This is a genomic window from Enterobacter sp. BIDMC 30, from assembly GCF_000534355.1.
In the GTDB taxonomy this organism is placed as follows: domain Bacteria; phylum Pseudomonadota; class Gammaproteobacteria; order Enterobacterales; family Enterobacteriaceae; genus Enterobacter; species Enterobacter ludwigii.
Window position 1 is genome coordinate 3,778,149 of the sequence record NZ_KI973169.1, and the last position, 22,194, is coordinate 3,800,342.

Consider the following 22,194-nt stretch of genomic DNA (forward strand, 5'->3'; position numbering starts at 1 on the left):
TCGAAGCAATTCTGAACTCACTGTATTTGACGCGTATTTCGCTGTAAAATTAATGATATAGAATCTAACTATTAGCTGAGCTACTGATAATCATGATGAATCTTTTACACTGGCGCCTGCTGGTGGCCGTCGCCGATGCCGGCAACATCTCGCGCGCCGCAGAAGAGATAGGAATGACTCAGTCAGGTGCCAGCCAGGCCATCGCCCAGCTCGAAGCTTCGCTTGGATTCCCGGTATTTACGCGTGAGCGACGGTATATCGGTATTACCGCGCTGGGTGAGCAGGTTATTGAAAATGCACGAAACATGCTTTCGCAGCTGAATGCCATCCGCATACTGGCTGATAAAAGCCGAGACTTACACCGGGGGCGCATTCGCCTGGCCAGTTTTCCCTCAGTGACATCCACATTGTTGCCAGGGCTTCTTCGCGACGTTAAGCGCCTGCATCCGGGTATTGAAATCGTTGTCCTGGAAGGATCGGACGAGGAAGTCGAAGAGTGGCTTGCCGCCGATACCGTAGAACTTGGGGTGGTCATGAATCCCGGCCCCGGGCGTGCAGAGGTTATATTAGGACAGGATGCATGGGTCGCGGTAATACCAGCTAAACATCAGCTGGCGCATCATGCCAGGGCTTATGGCATAACGCTAAAGGCGCTGGCAGACCAGCCCTTTATTCTGGCCACAGGCGGATGTGTCGTTAATGGAAAAAGCCTGATGGAAATGGCTGGTTTGCAACTTTCTGATATACGCGTGACAGTACGCGACTGGATTAGCGCCTGTAAGCTGGTCGGGGAAGAGATGGGCGTCGCCCTTGTACCTGAATCAGCCCTGCCGGAGACGCTGCGCAACCTGTGCGTGGTGCCTTTGACGCCTGCTATACACCGGGAATTTGGGCTGGTTTGTTCGTCATCTGGAGCGTCTTCCGATGCAACGCAGACGCTACTTAATGCGCTACGTAAGCGAAGATGAGCCAGCTGGTGTTATTCAATTCAGCGCCTTGTTAAATGTCCGCTTCTGGCACAAAGCGGCCAAACTCACTGGAGTGGACATTCAGTATATAAGGGAAAAAAATTGCTGATTTTGCATTCAGGCCCTGTTAACTTGAATGACAATGAAAACACACTCTGTCCTATTCCATTCAATGATTATTATCACCTGTCTGACTCAGGTGGGATAACGTTCGCCATTTTCCCGCCGGTAAGGCGGGCCTTACCGGTAACAATCCAGTGAGGTAAATAATGGATATCGCTTCAGTAACAACGTCAGAAAAACCCACTTTGCACTTGTTATGTGGGAAAATTGCATCAGGCAAATCCACATTGTCAGCAAAGTTAGGTGCATTACCCGGCACCATAATTGTCAGTGAAGATTATTGGCTGGCTGCCCTCTTTGCCAATGAAATGCAATCCATAACTGATTATGTGCAGTATTCCTCAAGACTCAGAAACGCTATGAAGCCTCACCTGGTGTCGCTACTCAAAGCGGGTTTATCCGTAGTTCTGGATTTTCCGGCAAACACACAAACCAATCGTGAATGGATGATGAGCATCATTAAGGAGTCAGGTGCCAGTAACAGGCTGCATTATCTGAAAGTTACTGATGAAGTATGTAAATCCCGCTTGCGCGCCCGTAATGCAGAAGGAATGCATGAATTTACAGCCTCAGATCAAGAATTTGAAACCATAACGCGCTTTTTCGCAGAGCCAACGGCTGATGAAGGGTTTGATATTATTGAATACAGCTGAATTTACTTTCTGCACAAAGCGGACCGGCATACGAGCCGCAAGGTCCGCTGTGAGCGATGAGAGGACGTTGAGTTTCTAGTAAAACTGAGATGAAAACGTCCAGAGTCCCTCTGGGGATTTGTGAAAATAGCCGATACCATTGTCCGCCCACATCCAGTTTACTTTTTCTTCTGACCCCACTTGAAAGACAAAATCTTGAATCCCCACACCATGTTGTATCTCCATTGGATATCCTCCAACCTTGGTTCCCCTGTACCGGTTAAAACCATCATAGAATCTATTACTTGCATCCTCATCATCGTTTACGTCAGACAAGTCAATAATATCCCAAGCATCCTCCCATCCCGGAGCATCATCATTGACACTCACCCACCGAACCGGAAATGCTCGATATGGAGTGTTAATTGCAGGCAATAACTCAAGCCCATCAAGGGTTGCGTATTCTCGTATTAGCCACCCCTCGCCATGAGGTTTATCAAATGGATGGCTTTCCATATTATGATAAAGCACTAAGAGCGCGATCCCCTTCAGTTGTTCAGGAATCACGGGAAGCTCATCTACGCGAATCTGGAGAAGCGGAAACATCGGCTGCCCCTTCCAAACTGGCAACCCTTCACCTGGAAGAGCGACTCCTTTTAAAAACCAGGATGTAATTGGGTCTGCTGTAGGGCGGAAACCACCGACTTGTGCCACAGATGCAGTACGTAATTTGGATCTGAGTTCTTCTAAAACTAACGCACTCTTGGATTTCATAATTGCATCCTTGCGTATGCCCATACTCTTGGATTCTGAAATAGAGAAGTTTTTATTATATATCGTAATTATTACACAACAGACCTAAATATTTCTGTGCTTCCTCTTCAGAATAGTAACGGAGGTCCGCTTCTTGCACAAAGCGGACCGACATAAGAGCCGTACGATCACCTACGAGCGAGGAGCGGAAGTGGCCTAAATTTATCGTGGTCATGAGATTCAGTCTGAAGTAAGGTGAAGAATGTCCGATAAATCGATGTGCGAGATAGCGTTCTTCGTTAATCACACCATGAGGTGCTTTCTGATGATATGGTTATACCCTCACCATCCCTAAAGAGAGAACACTAATGATTGTAAGGACCTGGCATGGATGTGTTCCGCTTGAACATGCGGAAGGTTTTGCAAAACACCTTGAAAAAACAGGGGTAGAGCATTCCAGGAGCATATCGGGGAACAAAGGCGCATTCGTTCGCAGAGAAACGCAGGGGAGTTGGGAGCATTTCTTTCTGGCAACTTACTGGCAGGATCTGCAGTCAGTGAAGGCATTTGCTGGAGAAAACTATCATGTGGCGGTCACTTACCCGGATGATGATGAATTTAAGCTACTTTCTGACCCTTACGTTTTCCAGCATGTTGTTGAGGCAATTTCACCGCTTTAATGTCATCTTCCGGGTATCCTTTCGGTATCCCTGATTTGCCATAACCCCCATATTGACTCAACGCATCCACTTAAGGCACAGAGCAGCCTGTTTCATCTGGTATCAACATGCTGCTCTGTGCGTAGACTGTTTTGTTTAACATCACCCGATTTAGACCCTATCACTCAGGTCTTCGCGGGTTGGACCTTGAAAGTAGAGGCTACTTATATGGCAACTACGCGGTTGAACCAACACAAAACGAATCGCTTCCCAGACCGATCGCCCGTTCAAGAGCCGCTCTCCCATTCTGCATTGGCTATCGACACTCGAATCTAACCCTGTAAGTTCGAAATCAGGAGGGTACAGTCCGGTAACCCGTATATTTTCTTCGGACAATTGCTGAGCGAGTTTTGTTGTAAATCCGCTGAGCCCATGTTTGCTGGCGAAAAAAGCGGGGTGCGCAATTGAATCCGTGAAATTCGGGATCCCGCAGGAAGAGATAATTGAGACGATATCAGCACTGTCTGAACGTCTTAATCCAGGCAGCAGAGCCTGCGTCAGAAGAATCGACGCTGTCAGGCCGGAACTGACGGTATTAATAATGTCGGTATCAGGCTGGTCGTCTAACGTTCCTGACAACCACTGGGCAGCATTGAGAATTAAAATATCTATGGGCTTGTCTGAAGTTAATAGCTGTGAAGAAAACGCAGAAAGGGATTCAGGCCGGGTTAAATCACAGATATACCCTTTTGCCATACCGCCTTCAGCAGTGATAAGACTGCAGGTTTGTTGAATATCATCAGCCCGCCGCGCGCAAAATTCTACCTCAACGCCTTCCCGCGCCAGCCATACGCACAGCGCCTGACCAAATCCCCTGCCCCCACCCGTAATAACCGCTCTTTTGCCTCTCAGCATCTCCATACGTCCTTTCATTAATGGGTATGTTTATGGAGATATAGCATGAGGAGAGGGAGTGACATCTTTCCGTGAATGCTTTTTTAGATGCGGACATGGCGTCTGCGATGCGCGATAAACGCCCCCTGCAATGAATACTCTTCAAAGTTCAGGCCATCATGACCACAATACTTAGCGTTCAAGCGCAGTAAGGATTGCGGCTTCCATTTTCTCGGGGGGGGTGATCGGCGCAAAACGCTTGAGCGGTTTACCGTCGCGTCCGATCAGGAACTTGGTGAAGTTCCACTTGATTCGTCCCCCCAGCACGCCGGGCAATTCGTTTTTCAGATAGCGAAACACCGGATGCGCTGCGGCTCCGTTGACCTCGATTTTCTCGAATATCGGGAAGCTCACACCGTAATGAATGTGACAGGTCCTGGTGATGTCGTCGGCATCGCCGGGCTCCTGTTTACCGAACTGGTTGCAGGGGAACCCAAGCACCACCAGCCCCTGAGCGGCGTATTTCTTATAAAGCGCCTCAAGGCCGCCGTATTGTGGCGTGAAGCCACATTGGCTGGCGGTATTCACGACCAACACCACCTTGCCAGCGAAGTCGAGCATAGCGACAGGCTGTCCATCCAGACGGGTGGCTGTCAGTTGATAAAACGTGGTCATAGCGGGATCCTCAACGCAGAACCTGTTCGACGCCAACATTACCACGTCGCGCACAGCGGCGGGGAATGAAACGTGGGAAGTCGGTTCTGTTTCTGGTTGCGCGGCAGGTCTGGAAACTTACCCTAAATAATAGCGAAGTATAAAGGCAAACATCACGCCGGAGATCACCGTCACCGGCATTGAAAAGCGCATTGCAACAACCAACGTTAACCCTAACGCGATCAGATCTGCAGGATTTCCGGAGGCAAAAAAAGGCGCAATGAAAGCCAGCATGACACAACCGGGAGACGATTTAAGTACCGTCATCGCCCTGGGCGTAAGCACCCGGTTTCGTAATATAAGATAAGCGGTCACACGCGTTGCATACGTGGTGAGTGCCATTAATACGATGGCGATGAAGGTCTGATAATCAGGCATCCTCTCCCCCTAAAAATGCGGCAACGGCTAATCCTGCTAAAGGGCCAGCAATGACGTACCACAGGCCGGCAATAAAATGACATACCGCCACGGAGACAACCAGACTGATTATCCAGGGCACGGCTTTACGAATGCCATTCCACATGCCTCTGACCAGCACAAGAAAGACCGCCGGAAAGGCCATATCAAACCCATACTGGTGAACATCGCCCAGCACCGGGCCAATTAACGCGCCGAGTGCGGTACAGAAAACCCACATCGTATAGAAAGATAAAGAGACCGCCATATAATATGGCATGCTGAACAGTGGCGCCGTTTTGTTATTTCTGGAATGCGCGTCATTATAACTGAGTGCCCAACTCTCATCCGTCATAAAAAAAAGCGCAGGTAAGACTTTTCGTTTTGGAAAACGAGAAAGTAAGGGAACCAGCGTCGCCCCCATTAAAATATGACGACTGTTTACCAGTAATGTTACGGCCATAATAAGTAAAAAAGGTGGCGGCGACGTCCAGATTTGTATGGCGGCAAATTCAGACCCGCCGGCAAAATTTAATCCTGTCATCAAGGGAACGTCGAGAGGCGTGAGCCCCTTATGGCTTGCCTGCGCACCCAACACCAGCGCAAACGGGATCACGCCCAGTAATACGGGTAATCCATCTTTCAGGCCACGAAGGATTTCTTTTTTCTTCGTTTCACTCTTATCCAGTAATGGTCTGGCAGAACTGACATCCACACGTTGTTCACTCATGCGTTTCGCTCATTTCGTCTATTTCAAATACTGGCGCCAGAATAAAAGATGTGACACTATCAGTAAATATAAATAGTGTCACATTACACTTATGGTAATCTCATGCGCGAACGTTCTCCGTGGCAACCCCATCTTGCAGAAGGCAATTCATCCCCTACCGATCGGCTGGTCCAGGCGTTGTCAGACGATATTCTTTCAGGCCTGCTGAGGCTCGGCGCGCGCCTTCCGGCGCATCGTGAACTGGCAGATACGCTCGGTATCGCGGTGGGTACTGTAACGAAAGCCTATGGGATCCTGGAAAGACGGGGTCTGGTTCGAAGCGTTAAGGGCAGCGGAATGTTTGTCGCGCTGGCCAATTCCAGAAGCCGAACCTTTATCGACCTGTCGCAAAACACCCCGCCGGCAGCGCTGACCTCCCGGTCACTGAGTAAGACACTCACCACCCTCGCCCGGCGTCCTGACATGGATATGTTTAACACTTACGCCCCGGCAACGGGCCATGATGAACACCGGCGGCTTCTTGCGCAGTGGTTCAGTCGTCTGGGTGTCCCGGCAGATTACCAGCATCTCATCTTAACGAACGGTGCTCAGCATGCGCTCTCTGTAGCGTTGTCTACGGTCTGTGAACCTTTTGGCCGACTGTACGTTGAGGCTCAGACCTATTCAGGGCTGATTCAGCTGTCGCATTTACTGAAGCTCACATTAGTGGGGATCCCGATGGATGACGAAGGCATGGATGTCTCTGTTCTGGAAAAGACCCTCGATGAAAATGCGGAAAAAGGCGGTGCTGTCTATGTCACGCCGCTCTTACAAAGTCCGTCCACACGCATTATGAGCCTGGCCCGCCGTCAGGAACTGGTTCGGGTTTGTCGGGAAAGGGGCATAAAGATTATTGAGGATGATGTTTATCGGCTGATGAGCACGACAGAATTGCCACAGATTGCCAAAATCGCCCCCGATATCACCTTATATGTGAATAGCTTATCTAAGATCCTTAATCCAGCATTGCGGATTGGCGGGCTACTGGTACCAGAGGCGCTGTATTCACGAGCAGAATCCATGCTGAGGGCAACGGCGATGATGGTCTCTCCGCTAAGCAGTTCCATCATGGAGCAATGGCTGATTGATGGCACAGCAGAAACCGTCACCCTCGCAATTGAACACGAAACCCGGCGTCGTTACCAACTCGCTATCGACATTTTAGGAGAGCACGTTTATCGCTCGGGGCTGCCCAGCTTTCATCTCTGGTTACCGTTTTCACGCGATGACGCGCACTCTTTCTACAATGCAGCGCTGGCGACAGGCATCAAAGTGACAGCACCGGCCTCAACTGAAGTGGGTCAACAGTCGGATCAGTACGGCGTCAGGTTGTGTATTGGCGGAACGGAGTTCAGCCAGTTAAAGCAAGCACTCTTAAAACTCAACGAGATTGCCGGGCAACTCAAACAGAAACCAGACCCGTTCCCGCTTTTTAATGTATGAATGACAGGATAGGTGTGACTCCTGTTTCTTCTGACGAGGGTAATGTCATTCCCTTTATGTGCTCAAAAAATCAGCGGCGATTCGATCAGCATTTTTTCATAATATTTTTATCAGTCGCCATGATGAAATAGACGATGCTTATACAATCGGTAAAGCGTATGGATGGGTCTTATGCTGCCATTCGACGCGAAGCGTAAACGCTTTTTTACGGGCCAGGTCAGGCGTTGTCTGCTTCAAAAAAATTGCCGTATTTGTTATATTGTTACTTATTGATTATTCACCTCTGCGGTGCCAAAAAGAACAAGATTCACCGCAACCCAGGACAATGAAATGTTAGATTACCGCTTCCCGACAGCTTTGCAGATGGTTCTCAGCGTAGCGATGGCGGAGCAATCGGGTGAACGTTCGACGAGTGCGATTCTGGCCTACGGACTGGAAGCAAATCCGAGCTTTATCCGCAAGTTAATGGTTCCGCTTACGCGTGACGGCATTATCGTCTCAACCCTTGGCCGTAACGGTTCTATTCATCTTGGTCGTCCGGCGGATAAGATCACCCTGCGTGATATCTATGTTTCTGTCATAGAAGATAAAAAGCTGTGGGCGTCGCGTCCTGACGTACCGGCTCGCTGCGTCGTCAGCGCCAACGCGTGCTGGTACTTCAAATCTATCGCCGATGAAGCGGAGCAGGCTTCGTTAGAGGTTCTGGCTCAACATACCGTGGCCAGCGCGCTGGAAAAAGTCAAAAAAGCCGATACCAGCGGGTGCGATCCGGTGCCTGAAATTGAAGGCCTGCATAAAAAAGCGTAGCCATGCCCTTACTGATACGAAAAAAAACCGCCTTAACGAGAAGGCGGTTTTTTTGTGCCCTGTAAAAACCTAGGCAGGTAAAACGTCGTTGACCGGCTTGCCGCGCGTAACGAATTTACGCAGCGTCACGTAAAACACCGGCGTCAGGAACAGACCAAACAGCGTCACGCCCAGCATCCCGGAGAACACCGTGATCCCGGTGACGCCGCGCACTTCTGCGCCTGCGCCGTGGCCGAGGATCAGCGGAATCGTCCCGGCAATAAAGGCGATGGAGGTCATCACAATCGGGCGTAAACGCAGGCGGCACGCTTCCAGCGCCGCTTCCATAATCCCTTTCCCCTGAAGCTCCAGCTCGCGCGCAAACTCAACGATAAGAATCGCGTTTTTACATGCCAGCCCCATGAGTACCACCAGCCCCACCTGCACGAAGACGTTGTTATCGCCCCCGGTCAGCCAGACGCCAAACAGCGCGGACAGCATCGTCATCGGAACGATCAGGATCACCGCCAGCGGCAGGGTCCAGCTTTCATACAGTGCGGCCAGCACCAGGAAAGCCAGCAGCACCGCAACCGGGAAGACGATCAGCGCCGTGTTGCCCTGAGTGGCCTGCTGGAAGCTCAGGTCCGTCCATTCAATATTCATCCCGTTCGGCAGGATCTGCTTAGACATTCCGTCCAGTTGCGTCATCGCCTGTGCCGAAGAGAGAATGCGCGGATCGGCATCGCCAATCAGATCCGCCGCCGGATAACCGTTATAACGGATCACCGGATCCGGCCCGTAGGTGGTGCTGATATTCACCATACTGCCGATTGGCACCATTTCGCCCTGATTATTACGGGTGCGCAAATTCGCAATGTCTTCCACGCTGTCGCGGAACGGCCCGTCGGCCTGCGCCATCACGCGCCAGGTACGCCCGAACTGGTTAAAATCGTTCACATAAGACGATCCCAGATAGGTTTGCAGCGTACCGAACAGATCGGTCAGCGACACGCCCTGCGCTTTCGCCTTATCTCGATCAACCTGCACATCCAGCTGCGGAACGTTAGCCTGGTAGGTTGAGATCGGGAAATGCATCCCCGGCGTCTGCATAATCGCACCGGACATGGTGTTCACCGCGTTTTGCAGCGCACCATAGCCCAGACCGCCGCGATCCTGGATGTACAGCGAATAACCCGACCCCTGCCCCAGCCCTAAAATCGGCGGTGGCAAAATGGAGAAACCAAAGCCCTGCTGAATTTGAGCGATTTTGGCATTGATCTCAGCGTTAATTTCCGCCGCCGTGTGTTTACGCTGATCGAACGGTTTCAGACCAAAGAAGACCGTCCCGGTATTCGGCGTGTTGGTGAACTGCAGCGCGTTAAGCCCAGGAAAAGCGACCGCATAATCCACGCCTTCGGTATTCATCCCGATTTCGCTCATTTTGCGGATCACCGCATCGGTACGGGCCAGTGAAGAACCTTCCGGCATTTTCACGCCGCCAATTAAATACAGCTTATCCTGGGTAGGTATAAACCCACCGGGGACCGCTTTAAACATGACGCCAGCCGCGCACAGCAGCAGCACATATACAACAAACACCGCACCACGGCGTCCGAGCGTTTTCCCCACCAGCCCCTGATAACCATTAGAGCTACGGTGGAAAAAGCGGTTAAACGGACGGAACAGCCAGCCGAACAGACGATCGATAAGCCGGGTCGGGAAGTCTTTCGGGGCACCGTGCGGTTTTAACAGCAGCGCTGCCAGTGCCGGCGAGAGCGTCAGTGAGTTGATGGCGGAAATCACCGTCGAAATCGCGATAGTCACCGCGAACTGTTTGTAGAACTGGCCGGTTACTCCGGAGAGGAACGCCATCGGTACAAACACCGCGCACAGCACCAGCGCAATCGCGATAATCGGCCCCGAAACTTCACGCATCGCCTGATGCGCCGCCTGAAGCGGAGAAAGCCCCTCTTCGATATTTCGCTCGACGTTTTCCACCACCACGATGGCGTCATCCACGACGATACCGATAGCCAGCACCAGCCCGAACAAACTCAGGGTATTCAGTGAGAAGCCAAGCAGGTAGAGAATGCTGAACGTCCCCACAACCGATACCGGCACCGCGATCAGCGGAATAATCGACGCGCGCCAGGTCTGCAGGAACAGGATCACCACCAGTACTACCAGCACCACCGCTTCCAGCAGGGTCTGCACAACCGCGCGAATGGAATCGCGAACGAAAACCGTCGGGTCGTACGGTGCTGCCCATTTCATATCTTCCGGGAAACGCGTGGCCAGTTCGTTCATTTTCGCGCGCACGGCGTTAGACAAATCGATGGCGTTCGCGCCCGGGGACTGGAAGATACCAATCCCGACCGCGTCTTTGTTGTTGAGCTGGGAACGCAGCGCATAGCTGCCAGAGCCCATTTCAATACGCGCCACGTCGCGCAGGCGTACCAGCGAGCCGTCTTGCGCCGTTTTCAGAATAATATTGCCAAACTCTTCTTCCGTGTGCAGACGCCCCTGGGCGTTAATGGAGATCAGGAAATCGCTCTCTTTCGGCAGCGGCTCGGCGCCAAGCTGTCCGGCAGAAACCTGAACGTTTTGCTCCTGCATCGCCGTCACGACATCCGAGGCCGTCAACCCGCGGGCTGCCACCTTGTCGGGATCCAGCCAGATGCGCATCGCATATTCGCCAGAGCCAAAAATCTGAATCTGGCCCACGCCCGGCAGACGCGCCAGTTCGTCCTTCACTTTAAGCGTGGCGTAGTTACGCATATACAGTGAATCGTACTTGCCGCCCGGCGAAAACAGATGCACCACCAGCGTCAGCGTCGGTGATTGTTTCTGGGTGGTAATGCCCAGACGTCGTACATCTTCCGGCAGACGCGCCTCGGCCTGTGACACGCGGTTTTGCACCTGAACCTGCGCCTGATCCGGATCGGTACCCGGGCGGAACGTCACGGTGGTTACCAGTACGCCATCAGAGCCTGCAACGGATTTCATGTACATCATGTTTTCAACGCCGTTGATGGCTTCTTCCAGCGGCGTCGCCACGGTTTCTGCAATCACTTTCGGGTTGGCACCCGGATACTCCGCGCGCACCTGCACGCTTGGCGGTACGACGTCAGGATATTCGCTCACCGGCAACAGCGGGATAGCGATTAATCCTGTGATGAAAATCAGAATCGACAGTACTGCGGCGAAAATCGGCCTGTCGATAAAAAAGCGGGAAAAGTCCATATGTCGGATTCTCGGGTAAGGGATCAGTTAAGCGCGGCGCTGGCGGTCATCGGAACGGTTTTCGCGTTAACCGGCATACCCGGCATAAACACTTTTTGTAAACCGTCGACGATGACTTTATCGCCAGGGTTCAGCCCCTGCTGCACGATACGTAAACCGGCGGCCAGACGTCCCGGCGTGATATCGCGGCGCTGCGCTTTACCTTCTTTATCAACGATATAAACGTACTTGCGATCCTGATCGGTCAGCACCGCTTTATCGTCGACAAGCGTGGCTTTGAATTCAGCGCTGCCCGGCAGGCGTACGCGGGCAAACAGTCCTGGCGTGAACTGACGCTGCGCATTATCCAGCAGCGCGCGCATACGGATGGTGCCGGTGCTCGGCGTTAACTGATTATCAAGAAAATCCACCTTGCCCTGATGGGGATAACCCTCCTCCCCCACCAGACCAATCTCAACCGGGAGTGCCAGGTGATTACTGGACGCGCCCTGCCCGCTGCGGGCGAGATTTTGATAGTGAAGGTAGGTTGCTTCATCCACGTCAAAGTAGACGTAAACCGTTTTCAGGGAGACCAGCGTGGTGAGGACGCTGGCACTGTCACCCGCGGTGACCAGATTACCGCTGGTGATCAGCGCGCGGCTGGCGCGGCCATCAATAGGCGCGGTCACTTTGGTGAAATCCAGGTTAAGTTGTGCCGCGTCAACAGCAGCCTGCGCGGCGCGAATGTCGGCCTGCGCCTGGGCGGCGGCCGAACGGCGCTGCTCCCACTCTTCACGGGAGACGACGTTGGTATTAACGAGTTTATCGGTACGGTTAGCCTCACTGCGCGCCAGGCTGGCCTGCGTTTTGGCTCTCGTTAAGGTGGCCTGCGCCTGTTCCAGCGCAGCGCGATAGGTTCTGTCATCGATAGTGAACAGCACCTCGCCCTTTTTCACTTCCTGGCCGTCGGTGTAATTCACTTTATCAATGTAGCCGGAGACGCGGGGGCGCAGCTGAACGCTTTCCACCGCTTCAATCCGGCCGTTAAAGCTATCCCACTGACTGATGGATTTCACTACCACGTCAGCGGCGCTCACAGCGGGCGCTTGTGGGACGGCATTTTGTGCCACGCCGTCATCGCATCCGACAAGCAGCATGGAGAGAAACATCGCTCCCAGCGCCGTCAGATGAACGTTAACCCAGGGTTTTTGCAGGCTCATTATTTTTATTCCGGTAATGGTGGCCGCCGGGCAAGACGCTGCGGGAGACGCGGCGCCACTTCCTTTGTCCGGACTGGCTTGAGACTATTTGTGTCGTTCATCGCCACAAAACTGTAACAGTTGCGAATACACTATCGCGGCGATTGTAGGAAGGCGTCAGATTTAGTGCAAGAATAATTAATACACTTTATGTGCTATTTGGCTCAGGGACAAAAGGCGCGTTTTCGGCAAGGATTTAAATGCAACAATAAAACTTGCATTTAATGTCAGAGCGAGTCATCTTTAAATGCAACAGACAAAAATGCTTTTTAAAACGCGGCGTGGGGGAAACCATGAACACTGACGCATTTATTCATGATCTACTCGACTGGATCGACAACAACCTTGAAAGCCGCCTGGACATTAACACCGTTTCCAGGCGCGCCGGCTACTCGAAATGGCATCTCCAGCGGATCTTCAAGGAACATACCGGGTATCCGCTGGCCGAGTATATTCGTGCACAAAAGCTGCAAAAGTCGGTCGAGCGCTTAACCCACAGCGATGAACCGATCCTGAACGTGGCGATCGCGCTGGGCTTTGACTCCCAGCAGTCCTTCAACCGCAGCTTTAAGCGTCAGTATGGCCAGGCCCCCGGGGCATGGCGTCGCAGTACCGTCTGCCCTGAACGCCAGCAATCAACCTAGTGTCGCGGCTTTCGCCGCGACCCGTACTGGCCGGTGGCAAACCGGCCTGTAATCATGTTCCCGTGTTCGCCGCTCAGCCGTCCGTTGAACGTGTTAACGCTTCCCAGCGATCGATTTCCTCACCTAAACGCGCGAGCTTTTCCCGCACTAAACTCAAAGCATCACTGCCAAGCAATAAATGCGTCGGCGGGTTCTGGCTCTCAATGATAGCCAGCATGGCGCGCGCCGCTTTTACGGGGTCGCCGAGTTGCTGACCACTTTTTTCCTGACGAGCCTGGCGGACAGGATCGAATAACGCGTCATAGTCCGGGATGCTGCGCGCGCTGCGTACCATCGAGCGTCCTGCCCAGTCGGTGCGAAACGAGCCCGGTGCCACCGCAGTGACATGTATGTTGAACGGAGCAAGCTCTTTGCTCAGCGTATCTGATATGCCTTCGAGCGCAAATTTACTGCCACAGTAATAGCTGATACCGGGCAGAGTGATGAAACCGCCCATCGAGGTGATATTAATAATATGGCCGTGACGACGCTGGCGCATGCCCGGCAGCACGGCTTTGATCATCGCGACGGCGCCAAACACATTCACCTCAAACTGGCGGCGCATGTCTGCGAGCGAGGACTCTTCCAGTATGCCTTCGTGACCGTAACCGGCATTGTTCACAAGGACATCAATCGGACCGACGGTAGATACACTCTGCGTAACCACTTCATCAATGTGCGCATAGTCCGTGACATCCAGCAGGCAGCCGAATGCCCGCTGCGTATCGAGTGTCTCGAATGCCTGCTTTGCTTCGGGGGTGCGCACGGTCCCCACGACCCGATGGCCTGCGGCGAGGGCTTCCTCCGCCAGAGCACGACCAAAGCCGCTGCTAACGCCGGTGATTAAGATTGTTTTTGCAGATGCCATAAATTACTCCCATGAACAGTGAAGGTTGCATGGTATTCTCTGCCCTGCCGTATTTTTAGGCCGTATCTTCTCTTTTTATTGCCTGATTTTATGAGGTGCAGTGATGTCCGGGATGATTACCTTAGTAAAAGCACTGGCGGTGCAGGAGGGGTACAACCTGACGGCGTTACCTGATGTGCGAATTTTGCGTGCCGACCGCCCGCTTGCGCGAACGCCCGTGCTTTACGATCCGGGGATTGTAATTGTCTGCCAGGGCAGCAAACGCGGCTTTTTCGGTCAGAAGACCTATCTGTATGATGAACAGCACTATCTGGCCGTGTCGGTTCCGGTGCCGTTTGTGATGGAAACCGACGCATCGGCAGAACACCCCTTGCTGGCGATATATCTGCATCTGGATTTTCAGCTTGCCGCTGAACTGATGTTGCAGATTGAGCAGCATCACGCCCCACATCCTCCCGCTGCGCCGCAAAGCATGATGTCGAGCCCGATGGACGACGCGGTAAAAACGGCCGTGCTGCGCCTGCTTGAAGTACTGAACAATCCGCTTGAGGCGGCGATCCTCGGCCCGGCGCGGGTGCGAGAGCTCTATTTCCGCGTCCTGACGGGTGCCCAGGGCAAGGCCATGCGCGCCGCGCTGGCCTTACAGGGGCAGTTCGGCAAAATTGGCAAAGTACTGCAGCACATCCATACCGCCTACGCTGAGCCGTTAACGCTTAATCAACTGGCGATGGAGGCCGGAATGAGTGTGCCGACGTTTCACACCCATTTCAAAGCGATAACCCGTATGCCGCCGATGCAATATGTGAAATCGGTGCGCCTGCACCAGGCAAGGATGTTGATGGTGCGTCAGCATATTACCGCCGCCGCCGCGAGCTACGCCGTCGGTTATGAAAGTCCGTCGCAGTTTAATCGTGAATTCAAACGGCTGTTTGGTTTGCCACCCGCAGAGGAAATAAAACGCATGCAGCGTAATTTCGCCGTTCCGCCTGTGCAGCAGGCGTCGATATTTGTCTCTTCCCATTAAGCCTGATACTACATACCAGGCCTGAATACAGGCCTGGTATGTACACGGCGTCATGACGCTGCGGATTGCACTAACTCAGGAACTTACCTTTGAGCAGATTAAGTCCCGCAGACATCAGGTCGCCCTGGGCCGGGGCTTCGCCCTGCGGTGAAAGACCGTCGACGATTTTAGGCAGGTATTCAGCAATCAGCGTCGACGCGGTTTGAGAATCCACGCCCAGTTTCGCGCCAAGATCCTGCAGCGCTGGCGATCCAAACACCGATGTGATCTGTTCGCTGTTCACCGACTGATTACTCTGCTGGCTAAGCCACGACTCGACAACGCCGCCCAGGCCGCCATTGCGGAATTTTTCGAGGATCCCCTGAATGCCGCCCTGCTGCTCAATCCAGGTCATGATCGCCTGGAGTTGCTCCGTCTTACCGCCCTGCCCGCCGGCCAGGCTGCCGATTTGATCTAATAATCCCATCACAGACTCCCTACAAACATCGCTAACACGTCCTGATTGACGGCTTACTTAGCCGGGATAATCAGTACCTGACCCGGGTAGATTTTGTCGGGATGCGTCAGCATCGGTTTATTGGCTTCAAAAATACGCTGATACTCATTGGCAGAGCCATACATCGCTTTTGAGATGGCGCTCAGGGTATCGCCGGATTTCACCGTGTAATAGCGGCTTTCCACCCCGCTTTGGGTGACGGTCACGCTATCATTGACCTGACCAATCCCGGTGACGTTACCTACCGCCACCAGAATTTTTTCTTTATCTTCCTGGGAGCCCACGTCGCCGGTCACCGTCGCCGTACCGTCGTCCGCGACATTAATGTTGACCTTTTCGGCACCAGGCAGGTTAAGACTATCAATATGTTTTTTCAGCTTGTCGGCCTGATCTTCCTTGCTACCGCCGGATACGGCATCCCAGATTTTCTCGCCCGCTTCTTTCACAAAACTTAATAATCCCATCTTCCACACCTCCATAACTGTTTCATGGTGAACATTTTCATTGGATCCCGTTGCAGGATGTACGATGCGGTGTCTCCGCTCTGGCTGAAAAATCCGGAAACAGCACAACCTGCCACATGAAGTATATCCAATAAGCGTCAGGGTGCAGGATATTTGCCCTGGTATCGCCGTTATGCCGCAACATTCCCTCTTGCCGACGTCTCACGTCTGGCGTTCCAGCCACGCGTTAAACCGTTCCATCTCTTCCAGCACACGGCTGACCAACGGTTCGATGGATTCCCAGCCTTGTTCGTTGTTGCAGGCGAGTTCCAGCGCCTCACAGGCCTCTTTCAGCGAGGTAAAATTCATCAACCGCGCACCGCCGTTAATCCGGTGCGCCATGCGGCCAACCTTGTCGCGCTCTCGCTGTTCAAGTCGCTGTTTAAGGTGTTCGGCGTCGTCATGATTCACGGCGATCATTTCGAGCTGAAGCTGGCGTGTTTTATCGTCAACGGTGGCGTCCGTCTTTCCGGCACTGGCGAAATACCGCTCCAGCATCTCCTGCAATTTTTGCGGCGTTAGCGGTTTTTCCAGATATTCATCCATCCCGGCATCAATACAGCTTGCGGCCGCTTCTGTGCCGCTCATGGCCGTCAGGCCAAAAATGGGGATCGCCTTACGTCCTTCCCGTCGTTCATGCTCACGGATCTGCCGGGTCAGTTCGTAACCATCCATCACCGGCATAGTACAGTCAGTAATAATGGCGGCATAACGCGCTGGCTGTGCTTTCCACATTGCCAGCGCCTCTTCTCCTTGCGTGGCCAAAGAGACGCGGTGTCCCCATGATTCGAGTCGCTGCTGTAAGGTCTGACGCGCGGGAGGATAATCATCCACTACCAGGATGTGCAGGCTGGCTACGCTGTCCGGTGCCGGATGATGCAGGGCTATTTTCGCTGAGGGTGTCGCATTAAAGAGGAAACTCACCACACATCCTTCGTGCGGCTCGCTCTCAATGCGCACCTCCGCCCCGGCAGCGCGCGCCATATGCAGACAGGCGGGCAAACTAAAGCCGGTATCGGTCCACTCCGATTTAAGCGTCACGTTGTTCGCGCGTTCGATGATTTGTGCCTGGGTTGCTTCGGAAATCCCCGGCCCCCCATCGCACACCTCAATCACCAGCCGGACGCTTTCAACCTGTGGGTCACGGGTTCCCTCATACACCTCGATATCAATGGCATCGCCGTCAGCATGCTTGATGGCATTGCGCAGGAGGCTCGACAGAATGCGGATAATTAACAGCGGATCGGTATCGTAGCGTTGCGCTGAAAGCTCCATCAGCACGTTCAGGCTCATGCCTTTTGCTTCTGCCTGCTGACGATAGAGGGCGACCGTGCTGTCAATCAACTGCGGCAGGTTCGTGCTGCGCGTTAAGCCGAGCAGTTGCGGGTTATCGGCACGGAAAACATCGAACATGTCGCCAATTAACGAAAGCAGATTAAGGGAGGACTCCCAGATGAGGTTCAGATTCTCGTTGCGTTCATGGCGCTCGTCCAGCGCCTGAAGTTCCAGTTCCAGCAGACCCGTAATCACGTTAAGCGGTGTGCGAACCTCATGCCCCATGCTCAGCATAAAGGCATTTTTACTGGCAATCGCCTGCTCAAGATTACTTTTTGTTTCAGAGAGTTGAGCAATCAACAGCTCTTTTTCGGTGATATCCAGCCAGCCGCCAATTAACCCGCCAATCTCGCCCTGCCCGTCATGCCACGGCACGACCCACCCCTGCAAGTATCGTGGCTGCTCACCCACCTGAAACCTGGCGGACCATTTCTGCGGTTGACCATCCTGCAATGCCTGGCGATAGCGGGCTTCGATCGCCGCCAGCTCTGAAGGCTCAACCGTATTGATGGCGGTGATCGGCAGACCTTTCAGATCCTGCCCTGACAGGCCAATAGTATCGCTCCAGGCCTGGTTATAACGCAGTAAATTCCCCTGCCGATCGCGGACATAGAGCGCAACAGGAGAGGCGTCTATCAGTGATTGGGTAAATTTCAACTGCTCAGCCAGCTTCTGCTGCCAGACGTTGCCGCGGCGTAATGCACGGCGCAAATACTGGATCCACAGCCAGCAGCCCACCACGACCAGAAAGAGCAATATGCCCCACAGCAGCGAGTTCACGAACGTGCTTTTATTCCAGGTTTCACTGTTTTCTATCGCCGCCTGACGCCAGTCACCCGCCATTTGCATCAGCGCCCGTGGCTGCATATCGGCCAGCGCTTTGTTCAGGATATTGATCGACTGGCTGCTGTCCGTTTGCGCCGACAACACCAGATCGACGGGCGTCACAGGAAGGGTCACCGCCAGATGAAAACGGGTTGGATGGTGGAGAGTCACGAGATAACTGGCAATAAACTGCGGTGCAATCACCCCACGGACTTCTCCACGTTTTAAGCGTTCAAGGGCGTCGTCCATATGCGGAACTTTCACCAGCTTAATGGTGGGATACCAGGTGTCCAGCCAGGGCAACAGCGGGTCATTCGCCTGAATGGCAATTTTCTCGCCTTTCAACTGTGAGAAATCACTGGGGCGCTTGATGCCCTGATCCATCACCACCACGGCGGGCGTGGTAAGCAACGGAGGCGTTTTCGCTGCACCGCTTTTGGTTTGCTGCGGCGTATCGATAACCTGTTCAACAAACAGTGCGTCAGGGTGAGCGCGCTTCATTGCCAGAAGTTCAGCATCACTTTCAACGCTGAGGAAGGAAAAGCGAATGCCGTACTGGTCGTTAAACTGGTTAAGCAGATCGACCACCAGCCCCTGAGGTTCACCTTCGCTGACAAACGTGACAGGCCTTTGACGGCGGTCAATAATGACCTGAATTTGCCCGTGCTCGCGTAGCCAGCTTTCCTCCTCGGGATCTAACCCCAGTGGATTGGCGGTGATAACAAAGCTCCGGTTCAGACCCCAACTGGTCGCAATGCGTAAACGGCTGGCTAACGAGATATGTTTAAATACGGTATCGATGGATTCCGCCAGCAGCGGTAGCTGTCGGTCGATACCAAAACTCATGTTCAGATTAGGTATCGTCGGGCTGAACGTCCAGCTCAGGTCTCTGACCTGGTGGTATTGCGTAAGATATTCCGCACTGGCCCGGTTAATCCACAGCGCATCGATTTGCTTAAAGGCCAGCGCGCTGACGGCGGTGTTATACCACGACTGGAAGCGCAGTGTACTTTCCGGATACTGGCGGCGAAGCGCTTCACTGGCCTGGCTTCCTGAGACGACGCCAATCACTTTATTTCGCAGATCGACAGGCGTTTCACCCTGTGATTTTGGGGTCATCAAAACCGCTTTATCCAGCAGCCAGGGCGGTGAGGCTTGCAGGTCCGGGCTTGGCCACAGCTCCGGATTCCAGATAGCCACCATCTGTATTTCCTGGCGCTTCAGCGCGAGTAACGCTTCACTGCTGTTTTCGTAGTAATGCAGCTTAATTTTTACCTTAAGGCTGTCTTCCAGCATTGCCAGGTAATCAGCGGCAATGCCGCCAAAGACGCCATGTCCCATCCCTTCGCTTAACGGCGGTTGCTCCTGCCCCCAAACCCCAACATGCAGCGTGGAATGGCTGTCCAGCCAGCGTTGCGCCGCCTCACTGAACTGGACATGCGGCGCGTTAACCTGAACGCGACGCTGCAGTTCCAGTGGCTGGGCGTGCAGTTGCCATACACAACACACGGTAAGAAGCAGGCTCAATAGCCGGGCTGATAAAAAACGCATCGTACGAGTCGTTCCCTGAATAAAACATGCTGGAAAATAAAATTATACCGATGACCCGGCTTACCCTGAGTAAGCTTTGTCTTGTTCTGCGCAGATACCTCAGTGGCAGACAAGATCCCGACAGTATAAGACCGGACTTATTGTCGCGCCTGTTCCGTCCCGGTAAAAATTTCTCCTCCATTTTACCAGGAAAGCACTTTTTTACGTTTGAACAGGTTAATCCGTGATGAACAACAATATTGATAATCGCGATATCGCGCCAGAGGCCCTCACGGATGGGGACCGCGATACGCCATTTCCGGTGGTGCTGGAAATAACGCTCGACGACGTTTTAATTCAGAATGAAGCGCGTCTTTTTGCCGACGACACCAGCCAGCAACTGATGATAAAAGGTGATGCAGGGGATGTAATTAACCTCTCGGACCTACTTCCCGAAGGCGCGGAAATGGGTGAATGGACGAAAGCCCGGGGCTCAGTAACTGTCGATGGCGTGCAATATGCCGTATATCAGCATTCAGGTATGGAAACGGAACTGCTGGTTCAGGTCGGTATGCAGGTCGCCCTCAATAATATGTAAATGCAGGCGTCCTGCGGTCCTGGCGACACGCGGGACGCTGCGTTTCCGGGAGTCCCGCAATCTGTCTCAGCTCCCCTGACGATCGTCGTCGTTCACTATCTCGACCTTAACGTCTCCCTGACGAAATCCCTCGGCAAGAAAAAAAGGCATCGGCAGTTTCCACTGCCCCTGCTGCACGGGTGCCGTATACCGCCAGGCATTACCGTCCATTTTCAGCAGCACAGCCTGCTTTTCCCCGTCTTGTTTATGGCTTGGCCCGGCCATGATCGTAAACCCGGCATTGCTCCCGACGTGGAAGTGTTCTGCCTTCCAGCGAACAGGAGGATGCGCCGGCCAGGGTTCAGCATGATGAAAACCAAAAATAGCATCATGGCTAAGCAGACTTTGCCGCACGGTGGACCACAGCACCGCCTTCAGGAAATACTGGTCAGTGAAGCGCGCATTGCCCCGGTACTGCACGACAAACTCACGCATCATTCTTGCAACGTTCGGGAAGATGCCGCCACATCCAGCCCACATCCCGGCGAGTAACAACTCGGTATGCGTGAAATAGTCACGCATATGGTGAAAGTACCAGGGCGAACGTAGCCACGCCTCGACACAAACCTGCTCGCGTTCGGAGAGCAACGAGTCGGCATCACGAACTAAAAACCGCTCAACCGTCGGGTCGTCCATCACCAGAAAACGCCATAACGTGGGATAGATGGTTTTTTCGTGGCTCATATCGACCAGTTGAGCACCGCCCGCCTGCAGACGTTGCCAGACGTGCTGCGGCACAGAATTATCCAGATACACACGGCAACACCAGCCAGGAAACAGCGAATTTGCGGCTTCAATGTTTTTAATCAGCGTTTCGCAATAGCGCGGCCGATCGCCGAACAGGCTGAAGGCGATAATATTTTTTTCGCGCTGCGTGGCATCAAAAGGACGCGGCGGCGTTGAGGGAAGCGGCCAGCATTTACCGTGACCAAAGCGTTGATCCGACAGCGTCAGCGACTCAAGGCCATAGGTGCGCATCTCCTGGGTTTTGCCCATGTGACCACACAGTTCAGCAAAACCATCCAGCCAGGTTTCAGAGGCTTCATGACGCTGCGGCGACTGGTATATTTTACGATACACTTTATACGCCTGATCGTACTTTCCCTGACGCATCAGGCTTAACGCATAGTCACTTTGCACTGACATATTTTTGGGCAATACGGCCAGGGCTTTTTCACAGCAGCGAGAGGCGCTGGCGTAATCCCCGTCAGCCATAGACTGGCGATAAATCTCCGCCAGTGAATGTAACTGCTGGCTTATTGCGGCGTGGTTAACAGGTCGACGTTGAGGTACCGGGCGCATAAAAATCCGCTCAATTATTTAATCAGAAAAATTAAGCCGATTTTTTCATTGTTACGGGTGGCTCACGATAAGACCCGTCTTGATATTCCCTGAAGAGAGTACAGCCCCGGTCCTGGCAGGTAAAAAGCGATTTCCGCCTCTTATTCCATTTCACTTAAGCTGAGTATTTTACAGCAACTTAATTAATACCATTACCGTTTATAATGAGATGTTATTTCATTAAAAAAAATAACCAAGTCAGGTCTTATAACCCTTTATCGTCTGTTTCATCATACTGCGCACACATAAATGAGGATGACATCGGTATAATTCGACCCCGGTATTGCTGAGGTCAGGCATGAAGGATGTCTTTTCATCGGCTATACAGTAAGTT

20 protein-coding genes are annotated in these 22,194 nt (G+C 53.0%); 8 read left to right on the forward strand and 12 right to left on the reverse strand.

Going from position 1 to position 22,194, the window contains the following annotated elements:
* The first annotated feature begins 92 nt into the window (after positions 1-92).
* Together L466_RS04565 and L466_RS04560 are read left to right on the forward strand one after the other, a co-directional pair.
* Positions 93-968 carry a LysR family transcriptional regulator gene (locus tag L466_RS04565; protein ID WP_032681488.1) on the forward strand — a complete coding sequence of 292 codons (876 nt, stop codon included), beginning with the start codon at positions 93-95 and terminating at the stop codon, positions 966-968.
* Positions 969-1,237: 269 nt separating this feature from the next.
* The gene (locus L466_RS04560; protein ID WP_032681489.1) at positions 1,238-1,744 is read left to right on the forward strand and encodes a P-loop nucleotide/nucleoside kinase family protein; all 507 of its coding nucleotides are present in this window, start codon (positions 1,238-1,240) and stop codon (positions 1,742-1,744) included.
* 75 nt (positions 1,745-1,819) lie between these two features.
* Here L466_RS04560 and L466_RS04555 read toward each other — a convergent pair whose 3' ends face one another.
* Entirely contained in the window at positions 1,820-2,497 is a 678-nt protein-coding gene (locus tag L466_RS04555; protein WP_032681490.1) for a DUF1963 domain-containing protein, read from the reverse strand.
* A gap of 347 nt (positions 2,498-2,844) precedes the next feature.
* On the opposite strand from L466_RS04555, the gene L466_RS04550 reads away from it, so the two are divergent.
* A complete protein-coding gene (locus L466_RS04550; protein WP_032681491.1) occupies positions 2,845-3,156 on the forward strand; it encodes a hypothetical protein in 312 nt (103 codons plus the stop codon).
* Positions 3,157-3,306: 150 nt separating this feature from the next.
* Here L466_RS04550 and L466_RS04545 read toward each other — a convergent pair whose 3' ends face one another.
* The 4 genes from L466_RS04545 to L466_RS04530 form a co-directional block, all read right to left on the reverse strand.
* Complete coding sequence (locus tag L466_RS04545) at positions 3,307-4,050, reverse strand: SDR family oxidoreductase (RefSeq protein ID WP_032682046.1); 744 nt, start codon at positions 4,048-4,050, stop codon at positions 3,307-3,309.
* Positions 4,051-4,221: 171 nt separating this feature from the next.
* Complete coding sequence (locus L466_RS04540; RefSeq protein ID WP_032681492.1) at positions 4,222-4,704, reverse strand: glutathione peroxidase; 483 nt, start codon at positions 4,702-4,704, stop codon at positions 4,222-4,224.
* 117 nt (positions 4,705-4,821) lie between these two features.
* Positions 4,822-5,121 (reverse strand): AzlD family protein, encoded by a 300-nt coding sequence (locus tag L466_RS04535; protein ID WP_014168994.1) that lies wholly within the window; start codon positions 5,119-5,121, stop codon positions 4,822-4,824.
* Positions 5,114-5,869, reverse strand: a complete 756-nt coding sequence (locus L466_RS04530; RefSeq protein ID WP_032677597.1) for an AzlC family ABC transporter permease — start codon at positions 5,867-5,869, stop codon at positions 5,114-5,116. Before L466_RS04530 ends, L466_RS04535 begins: the two co-directional genes overlap by 8 nt.
* Before the next feature lie 102 nt (positions 5,870-5,971).
* On the opposite strand from L466_RS04530, the gene L466_RS04525 reads away from it, so the two are divergent.
* Positions 5,972-7,351 (forward strand): aminotransferase-like domain-containing protein, encoded by a 1,380-nt coding sequence (locus L466_RS04525; RefSeq protein WP_032681493.1) that lies wholly within the window; start codon positions 5,972-5,974, stop codon positions 7,349-7,351.
* A 330-nt stretch (positions 7,352-7,681) separates the two neighbouring features.
* Complete coding sequence (locus L466_RS04520) at positions 7,682-8,158, forward strand: RrF2 family transcriptional regulator (protein WP_020885097.1); 477 nt, start codon at positions 7,682-7,684, stop codon at positions 8,156-8,158.
* A 69-nt stretch (positions 8,159-8,227) separates the two neighbouring features.
* Here L466_RS04520 and oqxB read toward each other — a convergent pair whose 3' ends face one another.
* Both oqxB and L466_RS04510 read right to left on the reverse strand, forming a co-directional pair.
* Entirely contained in the window at positions 8,228-11,380 is a 3,153-nt protein-coding gene (oqxB, locus tag L466_RS04515; protein WP_020885098.1) for a multidrug efflux RND transporter permease subunit OqxB, read from the reverse strand.
* Positions 11,381-11,403: 23 nt separating this feature from the next.
* Positions 11,404-12,579, reverse strand: a complete 1,176-nt coding sequence (locus L466_RS04510) for an efflux RND transporter periplasmic adaptor subunit (protein ID WP_014168988.1) — start codon at positions 12,577-12,579, stop codon at positions 11,404-11,406.
* Between the two features lie 332 nt (positions 12,580-12,911).
* Here L466_RS04510 and L466_RS04505 point away from each other — a divergent pair, with 332 nt between their 5' ends.
* A complete protein-coding gene (locus L466_RS04505) occupies positions 12,912-13,262 on the forward strand; it encodes a helix-turn-helix domain-containing protein (RefSeq protein ID WP_032670748.1) in 351 nt (116 codons plus the stop codon).
* Positions 13,263-13,335: 73 nt separating this feature from the next.
* Here the strand turns inward: L466_RS04505 and L466_RS04500 are convergent, their stop codons facing one another.
* Positions 13,336-14,169, reverse strand: a complete 834-nt coding sequence (locus tag L466_RS04500) for an oxidoreductase (RefSeq protein ID WP_032681494.1) — start codon at positions 14,167-14,169, stop codon at positions 13,336-13,338.
* A 103-nt stretch (positions 14,170-14,272) separates the two neighbouring features.
* On the opposite strand from L466_RS04500, the gene L466_RS04495 reads away from it, so the two are divergent.
* Positions 14,273-15,193, forward strand: coding sequence for an AraC family transcriptional regulator (locus L466_RS04495; protein ID WP_032681495.1), 921 nt, complete (start codon positions 14,273-14,275; stop codon positions 15,191-15,193).
* A gap of 70 nt (positions 15,194-15,263) precedes the next feature.
* Here L466_RS04495 and L466_RS04490 read toward each other — a convergent pair whose 3' ends face one another.
* The 3 genes from L466_RS04490 to L466_RS04480 all read right to left on the reverse strand — a co-directional run bounded on the left by L466_RS04490 (position 15,264) and on the right by L466_RS04480 (position 19,903).
* Positions 15,264-15,659, reverse strand: a complete 396-nt coding sequence (locus tag L466_RS04490) for a YidB family protein (protein ID WP_020885102.1) — start codon at positions 15,657-15,659, stop codon at positions 15,264-15,266.
* 44 nt (positions 15,660-15,703) lie between these two features.
* Positions 15,704-16,153: a peptidoglycan-binding protein LysM gene (lysM, locus tag L466_RS04485; RefSeq protein WP_020885103.1), complete on the reverse strand. Its 450-nt coding sequence runs from the start codon at positions 16,151-16,153 to the stop codon at positions 15,704-15,706.
* Between the two features lie 201 nt (positions 16,154-16,354).
* Positions 16,355-19,903 carry a response regulator gene (locus L466_RS04480; protein ID WP_032681496.1) on the reverse strand — a complete coding sequence of 1,183 codons (3,549 nt, stop codon included), beginning with the start codon at positions 19,901-19,903 and terminating at the stop codon, positions 16,355-16,357.
* A 226-nt stretch (positions 19,904-20,129) separates the two neighbouring features.
* On the opposite strand from L466_RS04480, the gene L466_RS04475 reads away from it, so the two are divergent.
* Positions 20,130-20,480 carry a hypothetical protein gene (locus L466_RS04475; protein ID WP_020885105.1) on the forward strand — a complete coding sequence of 117 codons (351 nt, stop codon included), beginning with the start codon at positions 20,130-20,132 and terminating at the stop codon, positions 20,478-20,480.
* Positions 20,481-20,546: 66 nt separating this feature from the next.
* On the opposite strand, the gene L466_RS04470 is transcribed toward L466_RS04475, so the two are convergent.
* Positions 20,547-21,821 (reverse strand): tetratricopeptide repeat protein, encoded by a 1,275-nt coding sequence (locus L466_RS04470; protein WP_025204756.1) that lies wholly within the window; start codon positions 21,819-21,821, stop codon positions 20,547-20,549.
* Between the last annotated feature and the right edge of the window lie 373 nt (positions 21,822-22,194).